20 protein-coding genes, 2 tRNA genes and 1 other RNA gene are annotated in these 21,428 nt (G+C 66.9%); 14 read left to right on the top strand and 9 right to left on the bottom strand.

Translation table 11 applies throughout. The features are described 5' to 3' along the window. Positions 1 to 3: 3 nt before the first annotated feature. A complete protein-coding gene (locus MHY23_RS11125; protein ID WP_239307599.1) occupies positions 4 to 1,008 on the bottom strand; it encodes a prephenate dehydrogenase in 1,005 nt (334 codons plus the stop codon). 50 nt (positions 1,009 to 1,058) lie between these two features. Here MHY23_RS11125 and MHY23_RS11120 point away from each other — a divergent pair, with 50 nt between their 5' ends. From MHY23_RS11120 to tgt, 6 genes are all read left to right on the top strand, one after another. Then, entirely contained in the window at positions 1,059 to 1,541 is a 483-nt protein-coding gene (locus MHY23_RS11120) for a tRNA adenosine deaminase-associated protein (RefSeq protein WP_239307598.1), read from the top strand. 22 nt (positions 1,542 to 1,563) lie between these two features. Then, entirely contained in the window at positions 1,564 to 1,998 is a 435-nt protein-coding gene (locus tag MHY23_RS11115) for a nucleoside deaminase (protein WP_239307601.1), read from the top strand. Between the two features lie 76 nt (positions 1,999 to 2,074). Then, positions 2,075 to 2,302: a CsbD family protein gene (locus MHY23_RS11110; RefSeq protein ID WP_239218283.1), complete on the top strand. Its 228-nt coding sequence runs from the start codon at positions 2,075 to 2,077 to the stop codon at positions 2,300 to 2,302. A 38-nt stretch (positions 2,303 to 2,340) separates the two neighbouring features. Then, a tRNA-Ser gene (locus tag MHY23_RS11105) sits at positions 2,341 to 2,428 on the top strand. 109 nt (positions 2,429 to 2,537) lie between these two features. Continuing rightward, on the top strand, positions 2,538 to 4,901 hold the full coding sequence (locus MHY23_RS11100; RefSeq protein ID WP_239307597.1) for an MMPL family transporter: 2,364 nt from the start codon (positions 2,538 to 2,540) through the stop codon (positions 4,899 to 4,901). Beyond that, complete coding sequence (gene tgt / locus MHY23_RS11095; RefSeq protein WP_239307596.1) at positions 4,898 to 6,145, top strand: tRNA guanosine(34) transglycosylase Tgt; 1,248 nt, start codon at positions 4,898 to 4,900, stop codon at positions 6,143 to 6,145. Before MHY23_RS11100 ends, tgt begins: the two co-directional genes overlap by 4 nt. Positions 6,146 to 6,228: 83 nt before the next feature. On the opposite strand, the gene MHY23_RS11090 is transcribed toward tgt, so the two are convergent. Continuing rightward, positions 6,229 to 7,509, bottom strand: a complete 1,281-nt coding sequence (locus tag MHY23_RS11090; protein ID WP_239307595.1) for a hypothetical protein — start codon at positions 7,507 to 7,509, stop codon at positions 6,229 to 6,231. A gap of 109 nt (positions 7,510 to 7,618) precedes the next feature. Here MHY23_RS11090 and MHY23_RS11085 point away from each other — a divergent pair, with 109 nt between their 5' ends. Next, positions 7,619 to 7,786 carry a hypothetical protein gene (locus MHY23_RS11085; RefSeq protein ID WP_239307594.1) on the top strand — a complete coding sequence of 56 codons (168 nt, stop codon included), beginning with the start codon at positions 7,619 to 7,621 and terminating at the stop codon, positions 7,784 to 7,786. A 259-nt stretch (positions 7,787 to 8,045) separates the two neighbouring features. Here MHY23_RS11085 and MHY23_RS11080 read toward each other — a convergent pair whose 3' ends face one another. Next, positions 8,046 to 8,687, bottom strand: coding sequence for a queuosine precursor transporter (locus MHY23_RS11080; protein ID WP_239307593.1), 642 nt, complete (start codon positions 8,685 to 8,687; stop codon positions 8,046 to 8,048). A 19-nt stretch (positions 8,688 to 8,706) separates the two neighbouring features. Here MHY23_RS11080 and gluQRS point away from each other — a divergent pair, with 19 nt between their 5' ends. Next, entirely contained in the window at positions 8,707 to 9,627 is a 921-nt protein-coding gene (gene gluQRS, locus MHY23_RS11075; RefSeq protein WP_239307592.1) for a tRNA glutamyl-Q(34) synthetase GluQRS, read from the top strand. Between the two features lies 1 nt (position 9,628). Here gluQRS and MHY23_RS11070 read toward each other — a convergent pair whose 3' ends face one another. The 3 genes from MHY23_RS11070 to MHY23_RS11060 form a co-directional block, all read right to left on the bottom strand. Continuing rightward, entirely contained in the window at positions 9,629 to 11,326 is a 1,698-nt protein-coding gene (locus MHY23_RS11070; protein WP_239307591.1) for an alkaline phosphatase, read from the bottom strand. Positions 11,327 to 11,411: 85 nt separating this feature from the next. Then, positions 11,412 to 11,915: a ferritin gene (locus tag MHY23_RS11065; protein WP_181889678.1), complete on the bottom strand. Its 504-nt coding sequence runs from the start codon at positions 11,913 to 11,915 to the stop codon at positions 11,412 to 11,414. Between the two features lie 189 nt (positions 11,916 to 12,104). After that, a tRNA-Ser gene (locus MHY23_RS11060) sits at positions 12,105 to 12,190 on the bottom strand. 122 nt (positions 12,191 to 12,312) lie between these two features. On the opposite strand from MHY23_RS11060, the gene ffs reads away from it, so the two are divergent. The 6 genes from ffs to MHY23_RS11030 all read left to right on the top strand — a co-directional run bounded on the left by ffs (position 12,313) and on the right by MHY23_RS11030 (position 18,219). Then, an RNA gene (gene ffs / locus MHY23_RS11055) (signal recognition particle sRNA small type) lies at positions 12,313 to 12,408 on the top strand. A gap of 21 nt (positions 12,409 to 12,429) precedes the next feature. Beyond that, positions 12,430 to 13,710 (top strand): aminotransferase class I/II-fold pyridoxal phosphate-dependent enzyme, encoded by a 1,281-nt coding sequence (locus MHY23_RS11050; RefSeq protein ID WP_239307590.1) that lies wholly within the window; start codon positions 12,430 to 12,432, stop codon positions 13,708 to 13,710. Between the two features lie 10 nt (positions 13,711 to 13,720). Beyond that, a complete protein-coding gene (locus MHY23_RS11045) occupies positions 13,721 to 15,916 on the top strand; it encodes a DNA polymerase III subunit gamma and tau (protein ID WP_239307589.1) in 2,196 nt (731 codons plus the stop codon). A gap of 39 nt (positions 15,917 to 15,955) precedes the next feature. Beyond that, positions 15,956 to 16,330: a YbaB/EbfC family nucleoid-associated protein gene (locus tag MHY23_RS11040; RefSeq protein WP_070475125.1), complete on the top strand. Its 375-nt coding sequence runs from the start codon at positions 15,956 to 15,958 to the stop codon at positions 16,328 to 16,330. 63 nt (positions 16,331 to 16,393) lie between these two features. Next, the gene (gene recR, locus MHY23_RS11035) at positions 16,394 to 17,020 is read left to right on the top strand and encodes a recombination mediator RecR (RefSeq protein WP_070845387.1); all 627 of its coding nucleotides are present in this window, start codon (positions 16,394 to 16,396) and stop codon (positions 17,018 to 17,020) included. Between the two features lie 116 nt (positions 17,021 to 17,136). After that, positions 17,137 to 18,219, top strand: coding sequence for an HNH endonuclease signature motif containing protein (locus MHY23_RS11030; RefSeq protein ID WP_239307588.1), 1,083 nt, complete (start codon positions 17,137 to 17,139; stop codon positions 18,217 to 18,219). 53 nt (positions 18,220 to 18,272) lie between these two features. Here MHY23_RS11030 and MHY23_RS11025 read toward each other — a convergent pair whose 3' ends face one another. From MHY23_RS11025 to MHY23_RS11015, 3 genes are read right to left on the bottom strand one after another with little or no spacing between them, the layout of a single operon-like run. Then, positions 18,273 to 18,992 carry a glutamine amidotransferase gene (locus MHY23_RS11025; RefSeq protein ID WP_239307587.1) on the bottom strand — a complete coding sequence of 240 codons (720 nt, stop codon included), beginning with the start codon at positions 18,990 to 18,992 and terminating at the stop codon, positions 18,273 to 18,275. After that, positions 18,985 to 20,271, bottom strand: coding sequence for a MurT ligase domain-containing protein (locus MHY23_RS11020; protein WP_239307586.1), 1,287 nt, complete (start codon positions 20,269 to 20,271; stop codon positions 18,985 to 18,987). The genes MHY23_RS11025 and MHY23_RS11020 overlap by 8 nt, the downstream gene beginning before the upstream one ends. A gap of 10 nt (positions 20,272 to 20,281) precedes the next feature. Then, positions 20,282 to 21,274: an exonuclease domain-containing protein gene (locus MHY23_RS11015; RefSeq protein WP_239307585.1), complete on the bottom strand. Its 993-nt coding sequence runs from the start codon at positions 21,272 to 21,274 to the stop codon at positions 20,282 to 20,284. Positions 21,275 to 21,428: the final 154 nt, after the last annotated feature.

Here is a 21,428-nt window from a genome sequence, read left to right as displayed (position 1 = left end):
AAACTAGAACACTTCGACGCGCCCGCCCACGGACTCGATCTGCACCAGCTGTTTCTCCCAGCCCGGGGTGCCCGGGTGGACGCGCATGATCGGGCGGGAGGAGATCTCCACGGGCGAGACGGACTCGCGTCGCGCCCCTTTGCGCGCGGCCATGCGCAGGTGGGCGCGGTGGCCGGACTTGGTCAGGTCCTCGAGCGACGGGCGCTCGCCGGACAGGGAGTCGCGGGCGCCTTGGAGCAGGTTGATGAACTCGTCGAGCACCGGCACCAGGGATTCCGCGTTGGTCTCGCACATGTTGCGCACGAGCTCCGGGTCGGTGCTGGCCACGCGTGTGGCACCGCGGAAGGAGCCGGCGGACAGGGACTGCGCCAGGGTGCCGCCCCGGTCGCCGACCAGCGCGAGTGCTGCGGCGATCACGTGCGGCAGGTGGGACACGCGGGCGACGGCTTCGTCGTGGCGTTCCACGGACACCGGCACCGCCTCAGCGCCCACCACGGCGGCCATGCGGCAGACCACGGTGAACAGCTCGGCCCACGCGGGGTCGCCGGGGTGCTCGCGGGCGTAGTTGAAGGTCACGGCCCATGCGGCGCTGGTGAACAGGCCCTCCTGGGAGGCGGTCCAGCCGGAAAACTCGGTGCCGGCCATGGGGTGCCCGCCCACGTAGCGCGACTCCAGCCCGCGTTCGACCACCAGGTCGTAGACCGGCTTTTTCACGCTGACCACGTCGGTGATGCCGCACGACGGCGCGAACTCGGCCACCTGGTCCAGCACCGAGGCCACGGCACGCATCGGCACCGCCACGACCACCAGGGCGCCGTCGTCTTCGGCGCGGCGCAGCACTTCTTCCACGGAGTCGGACACGTCGAAGCCGTCCCTGCGCGCGGCACCCGCGCCGTGCAGCGTGAACCCGTAGACGCGCTCGCCGCGCGACTGTAAGTCGCGCATGAGCGATCCGCCGATGAGTCCGAGGCCGACGATGCACACTGGGGGCAGTTGAGGGGAAGTCACCGCACACAGTCTAGTGACACCTCCGCGCCCGCGGACTACGCTTCGACACCATGAGCCAGGATTTCCCGGACGGGTACGCAGTCACCGTCGAGCGCACCGGCGGCACGTGGCGTGTGCGCGGGTTCGACGACGATTTTTCGGACCTTTCCACATCCGTCACCGCGGTGCGCAACCTGCGCGCGGAGGGGCCGGCGTTCGCGCTGCTTAATGTGGAGGAGGACTACCTGGTCATCGTGCGTCCGGGGCCGTCGCAAACCCGCGTGCTCATCTCGGACGCGACGATGGCGGTGGACGACGATTTCGCCGCGGACATCCTCGACGAGGCGGGCGCCGAGATCCCGGACATCGACCCGGACGAGCTGGACAATGTGGACGCGTGGGCGGACGGGGACTTCGACATCCTCGCGGACCTCGGCCTGTCCGAGGAGCAGATGAGCATTTTGCTTGACGACGACGCGGACCCGGCCGACCTCGCCCAGTCAATCGCCGACGAGCTCGGCTTCGGCGACGAGTTGGACGACGTTGTCGGCTAGCCTGCGCCGCGCCGAGGAGCGCATGCGCGTCGCCTTCGAGACCGCCAAACAGACGCCCGCCGGCGATGTGCCGGTGGGCGCTGTCGTGTTTGATGCTGGCGGGGAGGTGGTGGGCAGGGGCGTGAACCGTCGAGAAGCGAACTGCGATCCCACTGCCCACGCCGAGGTGGAAGCGATCCGCGACGCCGCGCGGACGTTGGGGACGTGGCGGCTGGACGGCTGCGAGCTGGTGGTGACGCTGGAGCCGTGCACGATGTGCGCCGGCGCGATCCTGGGGGCGCGGGTGTCCTCGCTGGTCTTCGGCGCGTGGGAGCCGAAGACGGGCGCAGTGGGCAGTGTGCTGGACGCGATCCGCGACCCGCGCCACCTGCACACCCCGGAGGTGCGCGCGGGTGTGTTGGAGGCGGAAGCTGCCAGAATGCTGAGCGAGTTCTTCGAAGGTCTGAGGAGTAATTGAATCGTTACCCAACGCCGCGCCGTTCGCACCTATAGTGGGGCACCTAACTGATTCCAACGAACAAAGGAGTAAGACAATGGGTATTGAGGACAAGGCAGACCAGCTCAAGGGCGGCGCTAAGGAAGCGCTGGGCAACGTCACCGATAACGAGAAGCTCGCCAACGAGGGCAAGGCTGACCAGCTGATCGGCTCCGCCAAGGAGAAGCTCTCCGAGGCTGGCGACGCTATCAAGGACAAGGCCAACGAGGTCGCCGCGAAGGTCGAGGACAAGCGCGACGAGGCTGAGGACGCTGCTGAGCGCTAATTTGGTTATCCGGCAGCGCTGCCGTTAATCTGTTCGGCGGTAGCGTGTCCGAGCGGCCGAAGGTACTCGCCTCGAAAGCGAGTGAGGGTAAAACCTCCGCGGGTTCAAATCCCGCCGCTACCGCCAAAGTGTCAAGCCCCCGGAAACGGGGGCTTTTCGCATGTCGGGGGTGCCCACTAGGATGGGCCGGGTTACGCTCGCGCGGGCCGCGGGCGGGAAGGAACGGGTCTTTTACGTGGCGAAACTGCTGTACAAACTCGGGCGCTGGTCGTACCTGCACAAGTGGCGGGTGGTCGTCGCCTGGCTGTTGCTGCTCGGGGCGACGGCTGCTGGCGCGTTGTCGCTGATGAAGCCGTTCACGGACGAGTTCGCCATCGAGGACACCCCGGCTATCGACGCGCTGGACACCATGGCGGAGAACTTCCCGGACGCGGGCAACGTGGCCACCGCGCCGAGCGTGAACCTGGTCTTCGCCGCGCCGGAGGGCGAGCGGCTGGACACCCCGGAGCACATGGCGGCGATGGACAAAACCGTCGACTACATCCGCGACCACCTGGGCGTGGAGGGGCAGCGCTTTGGCAACCCGGTGCAGGTCAACGAGGAGCTGCAGCGCACCATCATCGACCAGATGTCGCAGATGGGCATGCCGTCCGAGCGCGCGGAGGCCGACGCGCACAACATGCGGATGCTTTCCGACGACGCACGTATCGCCTACACCACCTTCGACTTCGATGCCCCGTCCTCGATGTCCGTGGACCAGGCGGACCGCGACGTGGTGACTGAGGCCATGCAGCTGGGCCGCGACGCCGGGCTGCAGGTGGAGGCCGGTGGCGCCGGCTTCGGCGACCCGATCGCGGTGAAGACCACCTCCGAGCTGGTGGGCCTGGGCGTGGCGTTTGTGGTGCTGGTGGTCACGTTCGGCTCGCTGGCCGCGTCGGTGATCCCGCTGATCTCCGCCGTGGTGGGCGTAGGCATCGGCGCCCTGTTGGTGCTGCTGACCACCCACTGGGTGGAGCTGAACAACGTCACCCCGGTGCTGGCGGTGATGATCGGCTTGGCCGTGGGGATCGACTACGCCCTGTTCATCCTCTCCCGCTACCGCCAAGAATCGCGGGACCTGCCGCCGGCCGAGGCCGCGGGCATGGCGGTGGGCACCGCCGGCTCCTCGGTGGTCTTCGCCGGCACGACGGTGTTTACGGCGTTGGTGGCGCTGGCGCTGGCGGGCATCGAGTTCCTCACCTGGATGGGACTGGCGGCCGCGGCCACCGTCGCGATTTCCGTGCTGGTGGCGCTCACCCTCGTGCCGGCGCTGTTGGGCCTGTGGGGCTCGAAGGCGTTCGCCGGTAAGATCCCGGGCCTGGCCGGCAACCCCGGGCCCGGCAAGCGCCCGGGCAAGGACCTGGACGAAAACTCCATGGGCCGGCGCTGGGTCCGCTTCGTGGAGAAGGCCCCCGGCCTGGTCATGGCCGTGGTGGTGCTGGGCCTCAGCGCCCTGAGTATCCCGGTGCTGAACCTGGAGATGGCGCTGCCGTCTGACACCACCTCCAACCTGGACACCACCCAGCGCAAGTCCGCCGACCTGATGGCGGAGGGCTTCGGCCCCGGTGTGAACGCCCCGCTGCTGTTGGTGGTGGACGCGCACAGCGTCAACCCGGACTCGGAGATCCTGCAGCCGTACATGGACGCCATCCCGGACGAGGCCGGCGGCGACGCCGAAAAGGCCGCGATGGCCAGCTTCATCTACACCGTGGGCGAGGTCGGTGCCGTCGGCGGCATCACCCACGCCCAGCTCATCGGCGCCAACGATGACCTCACCGCCGCGCAGATCCTGGCCACCCCGGACGGCGGGCCCGAGGAGCAGCGCACCCTCGCCGTCGCCCACGGCGTGCGCGACGTGATCGGCCAGGTGGAAGACGCCACCGGCACCGACATCGGCCTGACCGGCCTGACCGCGGTGCAGATGGACATCACCGAAGAGCTCGCCGAGGCCATGCCGCTGTATCTGTCCATCGTGGTGGGCCTGGCCATCGTGCTGCTGATGGTGGTGTTCCGCTCCATCCTCGTGCCGCTCGTGGCAGGCTTGGGCTTTTTGCTCTCGGTCGGCGCCGCGTTCGGCGTGACCGTCCTGGTCTTCCAGGAGGGCCTGTTCGGCCTGGTCAATACCCCGGGACCCATCCTGTCGTTCCTGCCCATCTTCATGATCGGCGTGACCTTCGGCCTGGCCATGGACTACCAGGTCTTCCTGGTCACTCGCATTCGTGAGGCGTATCTGAAACGTGGAAACGTCGATAAGCTTCGCGCCGTCCACGAATCCACCGTCGACGGCTTCGCGCAGGGCGCACGCGTGGTCACCGCCGCCGCGATCATCATGATCGCCGTGTTCATTGCCTTTTTGGACCAGCCACTGCCGTTCATCCAAATCTTCGGCTTCGCCCTCGGTGTCGCCGTGCTTTTCGACGCCTTCTTCATCCGCATGGCGCTCGTCCCCGCCACCATGTACATCCTGGGCCGCTCCACCTGGTGGATGCCCACATGGCTCGACCGCCTCTTGCCCGAAGTGGACGTCGAGGGCACCGATCTAGAAAAGGAACACGCATGACCGACGTGACGTTTGAGGCCCGCACCCAACTCGAGCCCGCGCCGGGCCGCCACGGCCGCACCGGCGTGATCCACACCCCGCACGGCGACATCCAGACCCCGGCGTTCATTCCCGTGGCCACGAAGGCGACCGTGAAAACGCTCACGCCGGAGCAGATCCGACAGACCGGCGCGCAGGCGATCCTGTCCAACGCGTACCACCTGTACCTGCAGCCCGGCCCCGACATCGTGGACGAGGCCGGGGGCGTGGCCGCCTTTGAAAACTGGCACGGCCCCACCTACACCGACTCCGGCGGCTTCCAGGTGATGAGCCTCGGCGTCGGTTTTAAGAAAGTCCTGGCCATGGATGTCGCCGGGCTGACCGAGGGTGATATCCGCGCCGCCAACAAAGACCGCATGGCGCGCGTCGACGACGACGGGGTGGACTTCAAATCCGTCATCGACGGCTCGTCGCACCGCTTCACGCCCGAGGTGTCCATGCAAATCCAGCACCAGCTGGGCGCCGACATCATGTTCGCCTTCGACGAGCTGACCACCCTCGTGGACACCCGCGCCTACCAGGAACATTCCGTCGAGCGCACGCGCCGCTGGGCCCGCAGGTGCCTGCTGGAGCATGACCGCTTGACGACGGCACGTTCCGACAAACCCCTCCAATCCCTCTGGGGCGTGGTCCAAGGCGCCCAATACGAGGACCTGCGCCGGCAGGCGGTGCGTGGCTTGCTGGACCTGGATAAGGAGGCCCGCGACGAGGGCCGCCGTGGCTTCGGCGGCTTCGGCATCGGCGGCGCGCTGGAGAAGGAGAACCTGGGTACCATCGTCGGTTGGGTCACCGATGAGCTGCCCGTTTCGATGCCGCGGCACCTGCTTGGCATATCCGAACCCGACGACATCTTCACCGCCGTCGAAGCCGGCGCCGACACCTTCGACTGCGTCGCGCCCACCCGCCTGGGCCGCCGCGGCGGGGTGTACACCCTGGACGGGCGCCTGAACCTCGCCGGCGCCCGGTTCAAGCGCGACTTCGCCGGGGTGGACGAGGAGTTCGGCGGCTACGTCTCCGAGAACTATTCCCGCGCCTACATCCACCACCTGCTCAAAGCCAAGGAGTATTTGGCCGGAACGCTGTGCACCATGCACAACCTGGAGTTCATGATCCGGCTCGTGGACAACATCCGCGCCGCCATCGACGCCGGCGACTATGAGGCCTACCGTGACGAGTTCCTGGGCCGCTACTACGCGGGGAAGTAGCAGACACAAAAGCGGGCCCTTCCCTTTTTCGGGAGGGCCCGCTTGTTGGTTTATACCTACCTGCTGGCCTTAGCTTTCAAGCCTTAGCGCATTGCGAGGAATGCTGCGCCGATGCCGAGGGCTGCCAGGGCCGCGACGACGCCGCCGATGATGGCCGCGACGTTGACCTGGTTGTTAGCCTGCTTCGGGGCCTCGGCCTTGGCCTTGGCTTCCACCTTCTGCTCGGCCTTGGGCTGCTCGGCGGGGACGACGCCGGGTTGTGCCTCAGCCTCTTCAGCCTCGTCGACCTCAGCTACTTCTGCTTCGATCTCGGCGGGGACTTCGGGTTCTGCGACCTCGACGGGTGCCGGGGTTTCGATTTCGATGTCTTCTTCGACCTTTTCGGCTTCGACTGGTGCGGTGACGCGGGCGCCGATGGACTCGGCGTAGGCGCCGATGCGCGGGTTGTCGAGTACCAGGGAGTCCCAGTCGGCGGGGACGAGTACCTTGCCCGCCGGGGTGTCGGCGAAGTACGGCTTTTCGGAGTAGTTGAAGTAGTCGAACTGGCGGTCGTAGTTCATCACCGACTGGTAACCGGCCTGCATCGGGGAACCTTCAGCGATGTCGGTGACGTACTGCTGAGCACCCCAGTGGCGCAGTCCCAGGGTGTGGCCGAACTCGTGGAGGATGGTGTTGCGCACCTGCATGTCGGTGGCGCGCCCGCCCGGGTTGGCGACGTAGAAGGAGTTATCGCCCACCAGCGACAGGCCCGTGGCGTTGGAACCTGCACGCATCCGATCGCCCAGGACGCCGGGGCGGAAGATGTTGGCGCGGTCACCAAGGTTGTTGATGGTGTCGATGAGTTGGAACGCCTCGTGGCGGTTCGCGTCGAAGTACACGTCGCGGTAGTCGAGCGTCTCGCCGCCGTGGACGTCGGTGTAGTTGGCGATGTTGGTGTAGTGCTCGCCGGCGTCGATGTGCAGGGCAATGCCGTGGTCGGCAAACAGGTCCACTAAATCGTCCAGGCTCTGCGTCGACGGGGCGTAGGAGGTGCGGTTGGCGTTGGCGCACTCGCGGGCGGCAGAAGTGTCGCAGCCGAGGGTGTCGTATTCGGAGGCCATCCAGTTCAGCTGGAGGAACACATCCGGGCGGTTCGGGTCTGCTCCCCAGTCCGGCAGGGGGATTTCTGTGCCGTCTGCTAAAACGATGCCTTGTTCTTCCCAGATGTCGGGCAGGCCGTCGCCATCGGAGTCAACGAGGGTGGCGGTGTTGGTCAGCACCGGTGCGAGCTCAACGTCCTGCTGGGCGTGTGCGACGTTTACGCCGGAAACCGCGATGGAGGCTGCAACTGCTGCGGCGATGGTGTTTCGGAATGCTGCTCGCATCTCGGTGACTCCTTGATGGTGTGTGTTCTCTTTGTTACATCCACGAGTTTATGCACCAAATATGCGCTGGTAAACCGCTCGCCGCCAGGCTGAAAAATACCCTAAATCGTTGAACATTCTTTCCGGATTGTTCAACGTTTCCACCACGATTGGCCTGCTGATTGTTCATCAAGCTGCCCGCGTGATCCGCCGTTTCGTCAGCATTGTTCAACGATCAAACTGCAAACGCGCGCGGATGGTTCAACAATCCGTCAGTGATGCATTTTATGCACGTTAAGGTGTTTTCCTGCATGATTTGAGCCGATTCCGTGTTTACCTGCATGTTTGGGTTGATCATACTTTTCATGCGTTCTTAGTTTTGACGGGTTTTCCCTCAGAAATGCCGTAAACCCCCTGGATTGTTCAAAGGTCCGCGGATTGTTCATCAATCCGGAACACCTCGCTACCCCCGTTTTTTACCCCCGCTGCGGTGGCAAGGGTCCGTCGCAAAGCAAAAAGCCCGCAACCGCAACGGCTGCGGGCAGAAAAAGCCTGGTTTAAACGGACGTCTCGGCCCGGCGCACCGCCGCGATGGTCGGGTAGGTCACCGGCAGGAGCAGCACCTCCATGGCGGTCTTCCACAGGAAGCCGACCACCACGTAGTTCACGAACGCGCCGGTGGAGTCGATTCCAATCACAGCTGCGGCAATCGAGCAGAACAACAAGGTGTCGGCGAACTCGCCCACGATGGTGGAGCCGATCAGGCGCGCCCACAAGCGGTCGGTGCCAAAGCGGTCCTTCATCTTCTGCAGTACCCACGCGTTGAGCAGTTGCCCCACCACGTAGCCAGTCAGCGAGGCCACCACGATCCGCGGAAGCAGGCCGAGGACGGCAGCGAAGGTGTCGTTCATGTCGTAGAAATCCGCGGCCGGCAGCCAGATCGCTATATAGAAGGACAACACTGCAATGACGGCGATGGCGAAGCCGGTGAACACGGCGCGCCTCGCCGCGCGAAACCCGTAGACCTCCGCGATCACGTCGCCGATGACGTAGGAGATGGGGAAGAGGAAGAACGCGCCGTCGGTGATCAGCGGCCCGAGCGCGACGCCTTTTTGCGCGGTGATGTTGGAGATCAAAAACACTGCGCAAAACAGGGCGAGCAGGTAGGGGTACGGGGAGCGGGAAACGTGGGGTGACATGCGCTTTATCATGGCACACATGCCTGATTTTCAAGCTCCCGCCGGCCGCTACGCCCCGAGCCCCAGCGGCGATCTGCACTTCGGCAACCTCCGCACCGCGGTGTTGGCGTGGTTGTTTGCGCGGCAGACGGGCCGCAACTTCTACCTGCGCGTGGAGGACATCGATTCGGAGCGCTCGTCCGCGGAGTCCGCGCAGCGCCAGATCGAGGATCTGCAGATGATCGGCCTCGACTTCGATCCGCCGGTGATGTACCAGCACGACCGCGGCGACGCGTACGCCGATGCGCTGTCCCGCCTGGATACCTACGAGTGTTACTGCACGCGCCGCGACATCCGCGAGGCCGCTTCCGCGCCCCACGCCCAGCCCGGCATGTACCCGGGCACCTGCCGCGATCTCACAGAGGAACAGCGAGCTTTTCGACGCTCCGAGCTCCACGCCGAAGGCCGCCTCCCGGCAATCAGGCTGCGCGCGCACGTGAAAGAGTGGACGGTGCGCGACTTCTACCAGGGCGAATACACCGGTCCGGTGGACGACGTGATCCTGAAGCGGGGTGGGCGCATCGACCAGGCGCAGGCGGGGGATTGGGCGTACAACCTGGCCGTGGTCGTCGACGACGGCTACCAGGGCGTGGATCAGGTAGTGCGCGGAGACGATCTGTTGTTTTCAGCGCCGGCTCAGGCGTACCTTGCCGACCGCTTAGGGCTCACAGTTCCCATTTATATTCATGTTCCGCTCGTGGTGGGGCCGGAGGGGCGCCGATTGGCAAAGCGCGATGGGGCGGTGACGTTGCGGGAGATGCTGCGTGGAGGCAGCGCGAAAGAAATTGTGTCGAAAATCGCGGAATCGCTCGGCTACGTGGGTGCTTCGAGCGTTCGAAAGTTACTGGAGGAATTTGATCCGGCGCAGCTTTCGCGGGAGCCGTGGTTGTGGGCGCGATAGGTTATTGCCCGAAGCCCTCGCCCTTGCGCCACGTCAGGGCCGCGCCGGGGGAGACGGGCGAGGCCGGGTCGAGGATGTTGTGGACGCGAAGCCACTGCATATCCACCTGTTCGGCCGTAATGTCCACGATCGTGTAGCCGTGCGTGTCCAGCGCCACGTGGTGCAGGCTGGGGTTCGCGGCGCGCAGGTAGCCGCACGCCGCGCCGAAGATGGGGTGGCCGGCGCGGATCTTCGTCGACTCCGCCACGTTCGGCGCGGTGATGGACGAGCAGACGATCTCGCAGCCGATCTCCTCGCCGCCGTGAATGATGGTGTGCGCCCACTCCGAGTGGATGTCGCCGGTGAGGAAAATCGGGTTCTTGCCCAGGCGGCCCAGGGCGTTGATCAGGCGGCGGCGCTCGAAGTCGTAGCCGTCCCACTGGTCGCCGTTGAGTGGCATGTCGTTGAGCTCGGGAATCGGCGCCTGCGTCGGCACGATGTTCGCGCTGAGCGACTTAGCGACGGGGCGCGTGGCCGCATGGTTAAACGCCGCGCCGATGTGCAGCGGGGAGAACATCACCGAGTTGCCCAGCGCGTTCCACGTCGCGGTGGAGCGCTCGAGGGTGTCGATGAGCCAGTCGTACTGCTCGGAACCGAGCATGGTGCGCGCATCGCCGGTCTGGCGGGCGCCGCCGCGCCAGAACTCCTTGTCGCGGTAGGTGCGCAGGTCCATGATGGTCAGCTCAACCAGGTCGCCGAATTGCAGGGAGCGGTAGATGTGGCCCTCGTCGGAGGTTGCGGTCAGGCGCACCGGCATCCACTCGTAGTAGGCGCGCATGGCGGCGTCGCGGCGTGTGTGGAAGTCGCCCTCGTCCGCGTTGTGGTTTTCGGCGCCGTCGCGCCAGTTGTTGTTGGCGAACTCGTGGTCGTCCCACACCACCACCCACGGCAGGGCGGCATGCGCGTCGCGCAGGTTGGGGTCGGTGCGGTAGCGGCCGTAGCGGGTGCGGTAGTCCGCCAGGGCGACAATTTCGTGGGCGGGTTGGTGCAGGCGCACGGGCCCGTAGCCGGCGTATTCGTACTGGGCGTATTCGTAGATGTAGTCGCCGAGGAACACGGTCAGGTCCAGCTCGCCCGCCCAGGCGCGGGCGGCCATGTCCTGGTAGGCGGTGAAGAAGCCGGATTCCCAGTTGGCGCAGGAGGCGACGGCCCAGCGCTGCCGGTCCACGTGGCCAGTGGGCGCGGTTTTGGTGCGGCCGAGCGGGGAAGCGGCGCCCTCGTGCGGGCCGTTGGCCACGGTGAACGCGTAGTAGTAGACGGTGTCCGGTTCCAGGCCGGACACGTCGACGTGGATGGTGTGGTCGCGCTCCACGCGGCTTTCGGTCTCGCCTTCGGCGACGATGTCGCGAAGCTGCGCGTCGCGGGCGACCCGCCAGCGCACCCGGGTGTTGGCGCCGCGGCCGGAGCCGGGCATCGCGTGCTCGTCGGGGGTGATGCGCGTCCAGATCACCACCGCGTTAGGCAGCGGGTCGCCGGAGGCCACGCCGTGTACAAACGGCAGCGGCGCTAGCTCCATCTCCACGGGCACCGGCTTCGTGGGCAGCGTGCTCTGCGATTGTGCGCTCGGCACCGCCACCGCCGCCCCCGCCGCCGAGGTTGCCACAGCGGCGGTGCGTAGGAAGTTGCGGCGGGAGACTGTGTGCGGCGAGTTCACGCCCATATCTTGGGCCGTGGATGGCAGTCCCGCGACCCGAGTGGCGCGATTTTGCGGGGATTTCAGCTCGAATTTTCGCGCTGTTTACCCTTTACGCGGATGGGGTCGCGATGTCGCGGTTGCCCAGCCGGGCGTCGATACGCAGAAGGCCCGAGCCGTCATCGCCGACGAGGTTGAGCTGGTCGAGGATCTCACCGACGGTGGCCTCCTCCTCGACCTGCTCGTTGAGGAACCAGTTGAGCAGGGCGCGGGACTCGAGGTCACCGACTTCGTCGGCAAGCCGGGTGATGGTGCGGATCTGCTCGGAGACCTTCCGTTCGTGGGCGAGCGCGGCCTCGAATGCCTGGCGCGGCGTGTTGATCTCCGGCGCGTTGATCTCGATGGTCTTCGGCACGACGCGCTCACCGCGGTCGATGAGGTGCTGGGCGAACTTCAGTGCGTGCTCGCACTCCTCCTTTGCTTGGGCGACGAACCACTGGCACAGGCCCGGGAAGGACAGTGCGTCCATCTCGTTGGCCAGGTGGCGGTAGGTGTAGGCGGCTGCGTACTCTTCGGTGACTTGCTGGTTGATGGCGTCTTTGAGCTGTTGGTCGATCATGGTGCGCAATCGTACGCGAAATTTTGTAGCTAGGTAAGCCTTGCCTAAAAATTTTTAGGAGGAGCCCTATGGCGGTGAGTGGGTGTGTTGCAACGGCATTGATGACAGATCTGTCGTTTAACCCCAATTCCCCCACGCGTATATGCGAAAACCGGCACCCACGCAGGGCACCGGTTTCGGATTTTGCGGAGGATGTGGGATTTGAACCCACGAGGGTCGTGAAACCCGCACGCGTTCCAGGCGTGTGACATAGGCCGCTAGTCGAATCCTCCAGCGACACTCGAAAGCGTCTTGCGATATATTAGACCACCCCGCGCCCACCGCCAAAACCGCAGCGCATCCGGCGTTAGTGCGCTTGGCTTGTTTATCGGGGGCCAACATGGCTACAGTATCGGGCAGGATCTCACGCGGTGTTATCTTGTGAACTCCCCCAGGGCGGGAACGCAGCAAGGGTCAGCGAGCTCTGGCAGGTGCGTGGGGTCCCTTTTTCATGCGCGCTACGATGTAACCCATGTCTCTTTCGGATCTCGATCCCACCCAGTTCTCCGAGCTGGCGCAGCGCACCCGCCAGCAGTACGACGAGCTCAAGGCCCGCAACCTCAACCTGGATCTCACGCGCGGCAAGCCGTCGAGCGAGCAGCTCGACTTCTCCAACGCCTTGCTTTCCCTGCCGGGGGAAGGCGACTACACCGACAACACAGGCGCGGACGTGCGCAACTACGGGGGCCTTACCGGCATCCCGGACATCCGCGAGTTGTGGGCGGAGGCGCTCGGCATCGACCCGGACAACCTCATCGCGGGCGATTCCTCCAGCCTGAACATCATGTTCGACCTGATCTCCTGGTCGTATATCTGGGGCAACAACGACTCGCCGCGCCCGTGGAAGGATGAGGAAACCGTCAAGTGGATCTGCCCGGTGCCGGGCTACGACCGCCACTTCTCCATCACCGAGCACTTCGGCTTCGAGATGGTCCAGGTGCCCATGACCCCGACCGGCCCGGACATGGACGCCGTCGAGGAACTGGTCAAGGACCCGCAGGTCAAGGGCATGTGGACGGTGCCGGTTTTCGGTAACCCGACGGGGGTGACGTTCGCACCGGAGGTCGTCGAGAAGCTTGCTGCGATGGAAACCGCGGCGCCCGACTTCCGCATCGTCTGGGACAACGCCTACGCCATCCACACCCTCACCGGCGCGCAGACCGACAACCCCGACGTGATCGCCCTGGCGGAAAAGCACGGCAACCCGAACCGCTTCTGGTACATGTCGTCCACCTCGAAGATCACTCTCGCGGGCTCCGGCGTGGCGTTTTTCGCCTCCTCGAAGGCGAACTTGGAGTGGTACGCCTCCCACGCCTCCATCCGCGGCATCGGCCCCAACAAGGTCAACCAGCTCGCACATGCGCGTTTGCTTGGCGACGTCCAAGGGTTGCACACGCTCATGAAACAGCACGCGAGCTCGCTTGCGCCGAAGTTCGAGGCCGTCGTCGGGATTTTGCAGGACCGCCTCGGCGAGTTTGGCGTGACGCAGTGGACCGAGCCGGAGGGCGGCTACTTCATCTCCCTCGACGTGCTGGACGGCTCCGCCACCCGCGTGTGGGAGTTGGCCAAGGACGCCGGCATCACCCTGACCAAGGCCGGCGCGTCCTTCCCGCACGGGGTGGATGAGAAAGACCAAAACATCCGCCTCGCGCCGTCGCTGCCGCCTCTCGACGAAGTGCGCACCGCCATGGACGGTGTGGCCACCTGCGTGCTGCTCGCCTGCGTGGAAGCTGCGGAGGCACAGGCGGGCTAGACTTGCCCGCGTGGCTCTGTACAGGAAATACCGCCCCGCAACGTTCGGCGAGGTCATCGGCCAGGAGCAGGTGACCCGCCCACTTTCGACCGCCCTGGACAACGGGCGGATCTCGCACGCCTACCTCTTTTCCGGCCCGCGCGGCTGCGGAAAGACGTCCTCGGCGCGCATCCTGGCGCGCTCCCTGAACTGCGCCGAGGGGCCGACTTCTACCCCGTGCGGCGTGTGCGAATCCTGCGTTGCGCTCGCGCCGGGCGGGTCCGGCAACCTGGACGTGATGGAGCTTGACGCCGCCTCCCACGGCGGTGTGGAGGACATGCGCGAGCTGCGCGAGCGGGCGCTGTTCGCGCCGGCGGAGTCGCGCTACCGCGTCTTCATCATCGACGAGGCCCACATGATCACCAAGGAGGGCAACAACGCACTGCTGAAGATCGTGGAGGAGCCGCCGGCCCACCTGATTTTCATCTTCGCCACCACCGAGCCGGAGAAGATGCTGGGCACCATCCGCTCGCGCACCCACAACTACCCGTTCCGGCTGCTGGCGCCGCAGGCGATGCGCGAGCTGGTGCAGCACGTGGTGGAGGAGGAAGGCGTCCACGTCGACGAGAACGTCTACCCGCTGGTCATCCGCGCCGGCGGCGGCTCGCCGCGCGACACCCTGTCGATTCTGGACCAGATGCTCTCCGGCGCCGGCGAGGACGGCCTGACCTACGAGCTCGCGCTGCCGCTGCTCGGCGTGACGGACCTGACGCTTCTCGACGCCGCCGTCGACGCGCTTGCCGACCGCGACGCCAGCGCGATGTACCGCACCATCGACCAGGTCATCGAGTCCGGCCACGAGCCCCGCCGCTTCGCCCTCGACCTGCTCGACCGCATGCGCGACCTGCTGCTGATCCGCACCGTCCCGGACGCCTTCGGGCAAGGGCTTGTCGACGCACCTTCGGACCGCGCCGACATCCTCACCCAAGAAGCCCACCAGTTCTTCCCGCAGCACCTGGCGTTGTTGGCGTCCGAGGTCAACGACCGCATCGCGAGCCTGCGCGGCGCGACCTCGCCCCGCCTGCTGCTGGAGATCATGGCCGCCCACCTGCTGACGTTGCAGCCGGGCGGCGGGGCCGCCCTGCCCGCCCCGGTCACCGGTGCCGGCGCTGCGCCCGCTGGTGGTGGCCAGCCCCAGGCAGTTCCTTCGCGCGCGCCTTCCCCGCAGCAGCCCCAGACAGCGCAACAACCCAGCCCTTCCCAACCGGGCGGCGGCGCGGCGGCAGCGGCCGCAGCAGCAGCCGCTGCCGCGAGCTCGCGCAACCGCCAGCAGGAGGCGCCTTCGCAGCCCGAGCCCAAGCCGCAACCCGCGCAACCGGAGCCGCAGCAGGCAGAACCCAAGCAGCCTGAACCCAAGGCGGAGCCCAAGCCTGAGCCCCAGCCGGATACGGACGAGTTGTTCGAGCGCATCGACAAGGACTGGACGCGGCTGCGTCAGTCCGTCGGCGAGCGCAACAAGGTCGCCGAGATCATGCTCACCGAGGCCAAACCGCTCGGCTTCGACGGCGACGTCCTCGTGGTCGGCCACCACACCGGCGCGCTGGCCGAGCGCATCAACGCCGAGAAGAACAACGCCGACATCGCCACTGTGCTTTCGGAGAAGCTCGGGGCGAAGATCCAGGTCCGCTGCGTCATCGGCACCGACCCGTCCACCACGAACCTGCGCCGCCCCGCCAAGCGCGAGGTGTGGAACCCGGGCGCTGAAACCAGCAGCGAGGACGGCTCGAGTTCCGACAGCGCCGAATCCGACGACCCTGCGCCTGCCAGCGGCTGGGACGCGCCCGCCCAGATCGGCGGGCCCGCCGCGGAGCAACCCGCCCCGTCGCAACCACAGGCACAGCAGCAGCCGCAGCAGCAAGCCCCGGCGCAGCCAACGCCCGCCAAGCGCGAGGACGACTGGCGCAGCGCCGCCCTGGCCGCCAGCCAGAAGGCCGCCGAGAAAGCCAAGCGCGAACGCGACGAAATTCCGCCGCCGCCCGAGCCGTATGACTATGACGAGGGGGAGCCGGAGGCGTCGATAGGCAATGTGCCCGAATACACCCGCGAGGACGAAGAACGCGACATGGCTGACCAGGCGCGCGACGAAGCCGGCACCGCCGACCGCCGCGACGCCACCGAAGTCGCGATGGACCTGCTCGCCGCCGAGCTCGGCGCGAAGCCGTTGTAGACTGGCGCGAGAACTATTAGCGAACGAAAGGGGACAACCATGACCCAGCCGCAAGACATGCAGGAACTCATCCGCCAGGCCGCCGAGGTGCAGGCCGCCCTCCAGCAGGCGCAGATGGAGCTGCTGCAGACCGAGGTCACCGGCACCGCCGGCGGCGAACTCGTCACCGTCACCATGACCGGCGGCGCCGAGATCACCGACATCAAGATCAAGCCGGAAGCCGTCGACGCCGACGACATCGAGTCGCTGCAGGACCTCATCCTCGCCGCGTACCGCGACGCGCACAACCAGGCCGGCAAGCTCGCCGAGGAGAAGATCGCCCCGCTGACCGGCGGCGCGATGGGCGGTGGCGCACCGCAGGGTGGCGCGCCGCAGGCAGGCCCGGGCGAGATCCCGTTCGGCGGCATCATCTAACTCCCGCTCTACGCGTCCGGCCCTTTGCGCGGTCGGGCGCGTTTTCTTTTGTGAAAGGACGCCGTGTTCGAAGGACCACTGCAGGACCTTATCGACGAGCTATCGCGCCTCCCCGGCGTCGGACCGAAATCCGCGCAACGGATTGCGTTTCACCTTTTGAAGGAGGAACCGGAGGACGTCGATAGGCTGCGCGCCGCGTTGGCCGCCGTGCGCGACGGGGTGACGTTCTGCCGCATCTGCAACAACGTCTCGCGCGAGGACGTGTGCCGCATCTGCGCCGACTCCGGCCGCGACAAGGCGCTCGTGTGCGTGGTGGAAGACGCGAAAGACATCCAGGTCATCGAGCGCACCGGCGAATACTCCGGCCGCTACCACGTGCTTGGTGGGGCTTTGGACCCGCTGGCTAACGTCGGGCCGAAGGACCTGGCGATTGCGCCGCTGCTGCAGCGCATCGGCGGGGTGCTTCCGGACCTGGAGGGCGCCGAGGCGCCGGCGGTGTCCGAGGTCATTTTGGCCACCGACCCCGACACCGAGGGCGAGGCGACCGCGTCGTACCTGGTGCGGCTTTTGAAGGATTTTCCGGACCTGACCATTTCGCGTTTGGCGTCCGGTATGCCGTTGGGCGGGGACTTGGAGTTTGTCGACGAGCTCACGCTCTCCCGGGCACTGACCGGCAGACTGCGGTTGTAGCGCCGCGGTTCCCGGGTGGGGGCGGCTGTGGACAACTTTGGGGCTGGTGTGGTGAGTTATCCACAGATTTCGGTTCGGGGGTTGTGTGGGGTTGCGTTGTGTTTAGTGTTCGTGGCATGAACCCGTTCGACGCATTCATTCAGGCGATGGCCGCTGCATCCATGGAGACGCTGCGGCACTTCGACCTGCCCGTCGCGCTGGGCGCCGGCATGGCGCCGGATCGGGCACGCGCGTGGGACGGCATGCAAAAGGTGTACTACGGGCCGACCAAGTTCACCCGGAAGCAAGCCCTGGCGGCGCAGAAGGCCCGCGGGTTCTCTCTGGACGAGCTGGCGCTGATCGAACGCCGCATCGGGGGCGTGAAAGACGCCGGCGAGCGGTGGCGGCTGCGCCTCGCCTTGCTGGACGTCACCGGCGGATACCGCGCGATCGAACGCGCCGCACGAGAGCTGGTGCCGCGCGAGGACAACGCCCCGACAAAGAAACAGGTCGCCTTCTCCGCGCCGAAAAACGGGCGGGCGCGCATCACCATCGACACCACCGACCGCAAAGCCGCAGACCTCGAGCACCGCCTGAAACAAGGCATCGACGCCACACAGCCCGCGGCAGCCCAGATGGAGGAAGCGTTCTGGCGCATCGTCGAAGGCAAAACCGGCGGGGTCGTCGCTGCCGCACCGCGGCCGATCGTGATGGTGCCGATCACCGAACACGCACGCATTATGGCCGGCGACGGCGACGACGTCATCCTCACCTTGACTGACGGCACCACCATGACCGGGGCGGAGTACATGCAGCAAGAGTTCGGCGAGGTGTTGGAGGTTGCAGCGTTCCACCCGGAGGAAGGGGCGGTGAACCTGTACGACACCGAGCGTTTCGCCAACCAGAAGCAGCGAGACATGGCCTGCATGGTCTCACCCGTGTGCGCCTTCCCAGGGTGCAGGCACGGGGCGTTGGGCTCCGAGATCCACCACGTCGATGCGTGGAAACACGGCGGCTACACCAACATGAACAACCTCGTGCCGCTGTGTAAGTACCACAACCGCATCAACGACGACGACCCCTGGCGTAAATCCCGCGGCCGCATCGCGATGATCAGAGGCGCACCCTGGTGGATCTCACCACGCGGGTACCACCTGAGAAACACCGACCGCGGAGCACTCGACCAACTCTTCGGACCCCGAAGCACACCCCTGCCCTAACAACGCGAAACGCCGCCGCCCAACAACGGACGACGGCGCTCACGCATGCCGTTTTAACGTAGGCGCTCTTCGCGCAGCTTGGTCACCGCGTCGAGCTCAAGCGGCTCCAGCTCCGCGAGCGGGATGTCAAGGGCCCGGGCGATGAGCAGGTCCGCCAGCTGCGGGTTGCGGGCGAGCGCCGGGCCGTGCATGTAAGTGGCGATGACGCTGCCCTGCACGACGCCGTCGACTTTCTCGCCGTCGGCGCCGTTGCCCACGCCGCGGGTCACGCGCCCCAGCGCGGTAGCGTCCGGGCCCAAGACGGTTGCGCCCATGTGGTTCTCAAAGCCGGTCAGTGGCTCGGAAAGTTCGGCGGTGATGCCGGCGCGGGTGGGCTCGGAGGCGAGTTCGCCGGTGGCGCGGCGGGTCAGCGGGGCGGTGGTGACGTCGAGAAGCCCGACGCCCTCGACCTCGTTGCCGTGGGCGCGGAAGGTATGGCCGAGCACCTGCAGCCCGGCGCACACGGCGAAGATGGGCCGGCCGTCGGCGGCCGCGGCCTGCAGCCCGGGGGATGCGCTCAGCCGCGCCGCGGCGAGCAGCTGGGCGGAGTCTTCGCCGCCGCCGAGGGTGTAGAGATCGTGGGAGGGCGGGACGTCGTCGTGAAGCATGATGCGCTCGATGGACGCGTCGATGCCGCGGCGGCGCGCACGCTCGCGCAGCACGAGGGCGTTGCCGTCGTCGCCGTAGGTGCCCAGCACGTCGGGCAGGACGAGGCCGATGGTGAGTTTAGGCACGGTAGTCCTCCTCCTTGGTCAGCGCGCGGCGCAGGTTGAGTAGCGCAGTGTAGTTGGCCAGCACCTCGACGCGCCCGGGCGGGCAGGCTCGGATGGCGGCGATGGGGTCGTGGACAGTGTCGTGGCCGATGCCGCCGTAGGTCAGGCGCACGGCGAGGTCGGTGGCGCGCTCGCCGGCGGCGACGACGCGGGTGTCGCCGAAGTCCTCGAACTTCACGTCCCACAGCCAGGAGACGTCCTCGCCGTCGCCTTGTTGGGCGTTGACGGCGATGACCACGCCGTCGGCGTCGCGGTCGACCATGGACAGCGCTTCTTGCCAGCCGGCGGGGTTCTTCGCTAGGAGGAGGTGTACGTCGTGGTCGCCGAGGTGGACGGTGGTGTAGCGGCCGGCGACGTTGTCCACGTCTGCGGCGGCGCGCACGGCGGCGTCGAGGGGGACGTCGAACGCTTCGACAGCGGCAGCGATGGCTTGGGCGGCGTTGCCCCGGTTGGCGCGGCCGGGGAGTTTGAGCTCAAGCTTTGCGACGCCCTCCGGTCCCACCAACGTCTCCCCCTCGACCTTGTACGTGGGGGTGGGGCGGCGGAATTCGCGGCCGTCGGGGAGCGGTTCGACGGCGTACCAGTCCGCTTCCCCCTCGTGCGTGACGGAGGAACGCACGACGTGGCCGCCGGAGCGGGGGTTGGTCACGGAGTCGCCGGTCCAGCCGGCGCCGGCGGAAACCCAGACGACGTTGGGGTGGTCGTAGGCGATGGAGGTGATCAACATGTCGTCGCAGTTGGCGACGACGGTGGCCTCGGGGTGGGCCATGACAGCGGCGCGGAGGGCGCGTTCGATGGAGTTGATTTCGCCGACGCGGTCGAGCTGGTCGCGGGTGAGGTTGAGCAGCACGAACGCGGTGGGCTGCAGGCGTTCGGCGACTTTGGGCACGTGCAGCTCGTCGCATTCTAAGACGATCGCGTCGGCGTCTTTGCCGGCGAGGAGGGCGGAGATGATGCCGGCGTCCATGTTGTCGCCGCCGTCGTTGGTGGCCACTTTGTGCTTGGCGCCGACGGCTCCGGCGAGCATGCGGGTGGTGGTGGATTTGCCGTTGGTGCCGGTGACCAGGACGGTGGGGCGGCCGCCGCCGAGGGAGGCCATGATGTTCGGGTCGATCGCCGCGGCGACGAGGCCGCCGATCATGCCGCCGGCACCGCGGCCGGTGGCCCGCGAGGCGGCCGTGGCCAGGTTGGCGGCGGTGGCGGCTACCGCGGTGCGGAAGCGGGAGATGGGTCCTTGCATGCGGACAAGGCTACTCCGCGGATTCCATCTGTCCGACTAGCCGCGCGAATTCGTCGCCGGAGACGATGGGGATGTCTTTGCGGTGGGCGTGCATGGCTTTGCCTCGCAGGTCGGCGCCGCGTTGAATGGCGTCGGTGACGGTGACGGACGTTTCGCGGGTGACTTTTTCGCGGTAGGTCAGGCCGGCGCGCACGCCGGCGTCGATGAGCTCGTCGGGGTTGAGGGCGATGTCGTCGGAGACGACGAATTCCATGCCGCGCAAAAGTCCGCCTTTGCCGAGGTGGCCGGGGTTCGCGCTGACTGCGGGGGCTTTTTCCGCATCGACGCGTATCGACGAGCGCTGCAACCCGAACGCGTCCGGCGCCAGGTCCTCGGGGTTGAGCTCGACCAGCCCGCCGGGGGCGAGCTGCAGGTACATGGCCACGAGTTTCAGGGTTTGGCCGCGCGAGAAGTCGGCTTCGGCCTCGCCGATGCGCTCGGTGGAGGCGGTCGGCGGGGTAGACGCCACGCCGACGAGGTTGGCTACGGCGTTGATGCGGGTGTCCACCGGGATGTGGCCCTGCCTGCGCGCACTAGCCAAAAGGTCCACGATCGCAGTTGGCTTAGGGACGTGGCCGACCCTCTGGCGGCGCCTGTTGCCGCGGCCGCGGCGCGAACGGTTCGCCCGGGCCGCGGCGTTCATGGCTCGGCGCGCCTCGGAGACGAGGAAACCCCAGGTGGTGGGGGAGTCGTGGGTGACGAGCACGCGGCCGTCGAGAAGCTTGTCCAGCGTGCGCAAAAAGCGCGAGAACCGCGGGGCTTGGGCGAAGTCGTGCGGGGTCAGGCCGTGGGTGTGGGCGGGGCCGGGGTCGGTGCCGGGGTTGACCACGGCGTGGAACTCCTCGCCCACGCGCCCGGCGGCGTCGAACGTGACCGCGTCGATGGTGAGCAGACGCCCTGTCGACGGGTGAATCCCCGTGGCCTGGGTAAACAGCGCCACGTAGGGGTAGTCGTTCTCAGTCATCGTTCCAACGTAGCTTACGGCTCGGCCACCTCGTACAGCGGCTGATCCAGCCTGGTGTTGGAGCGCACCTTCAGCCCGCCGATGTTGTACTCGTACGGCTGCTGCTGCGGCGCGGGATCCGGGGCAGGTGCAGGCGCGGGAGCCGGTGCGGGGG

Source organism: Corynebacterium sp. ACRQP (assembly GCF_022345915.1).
GTDB lineage: Bacteria > Actinomycetota > Actinomycetes > Mycobacteriales > Mycobacteriaceae > Corynebacterium > Corynebacterium lehmanniae.
The sequence above is the reverse complement of the archived record's forward strand: the minus strand, read 5'-3'. Positions and strand labels throughout refer to the sequence as shown.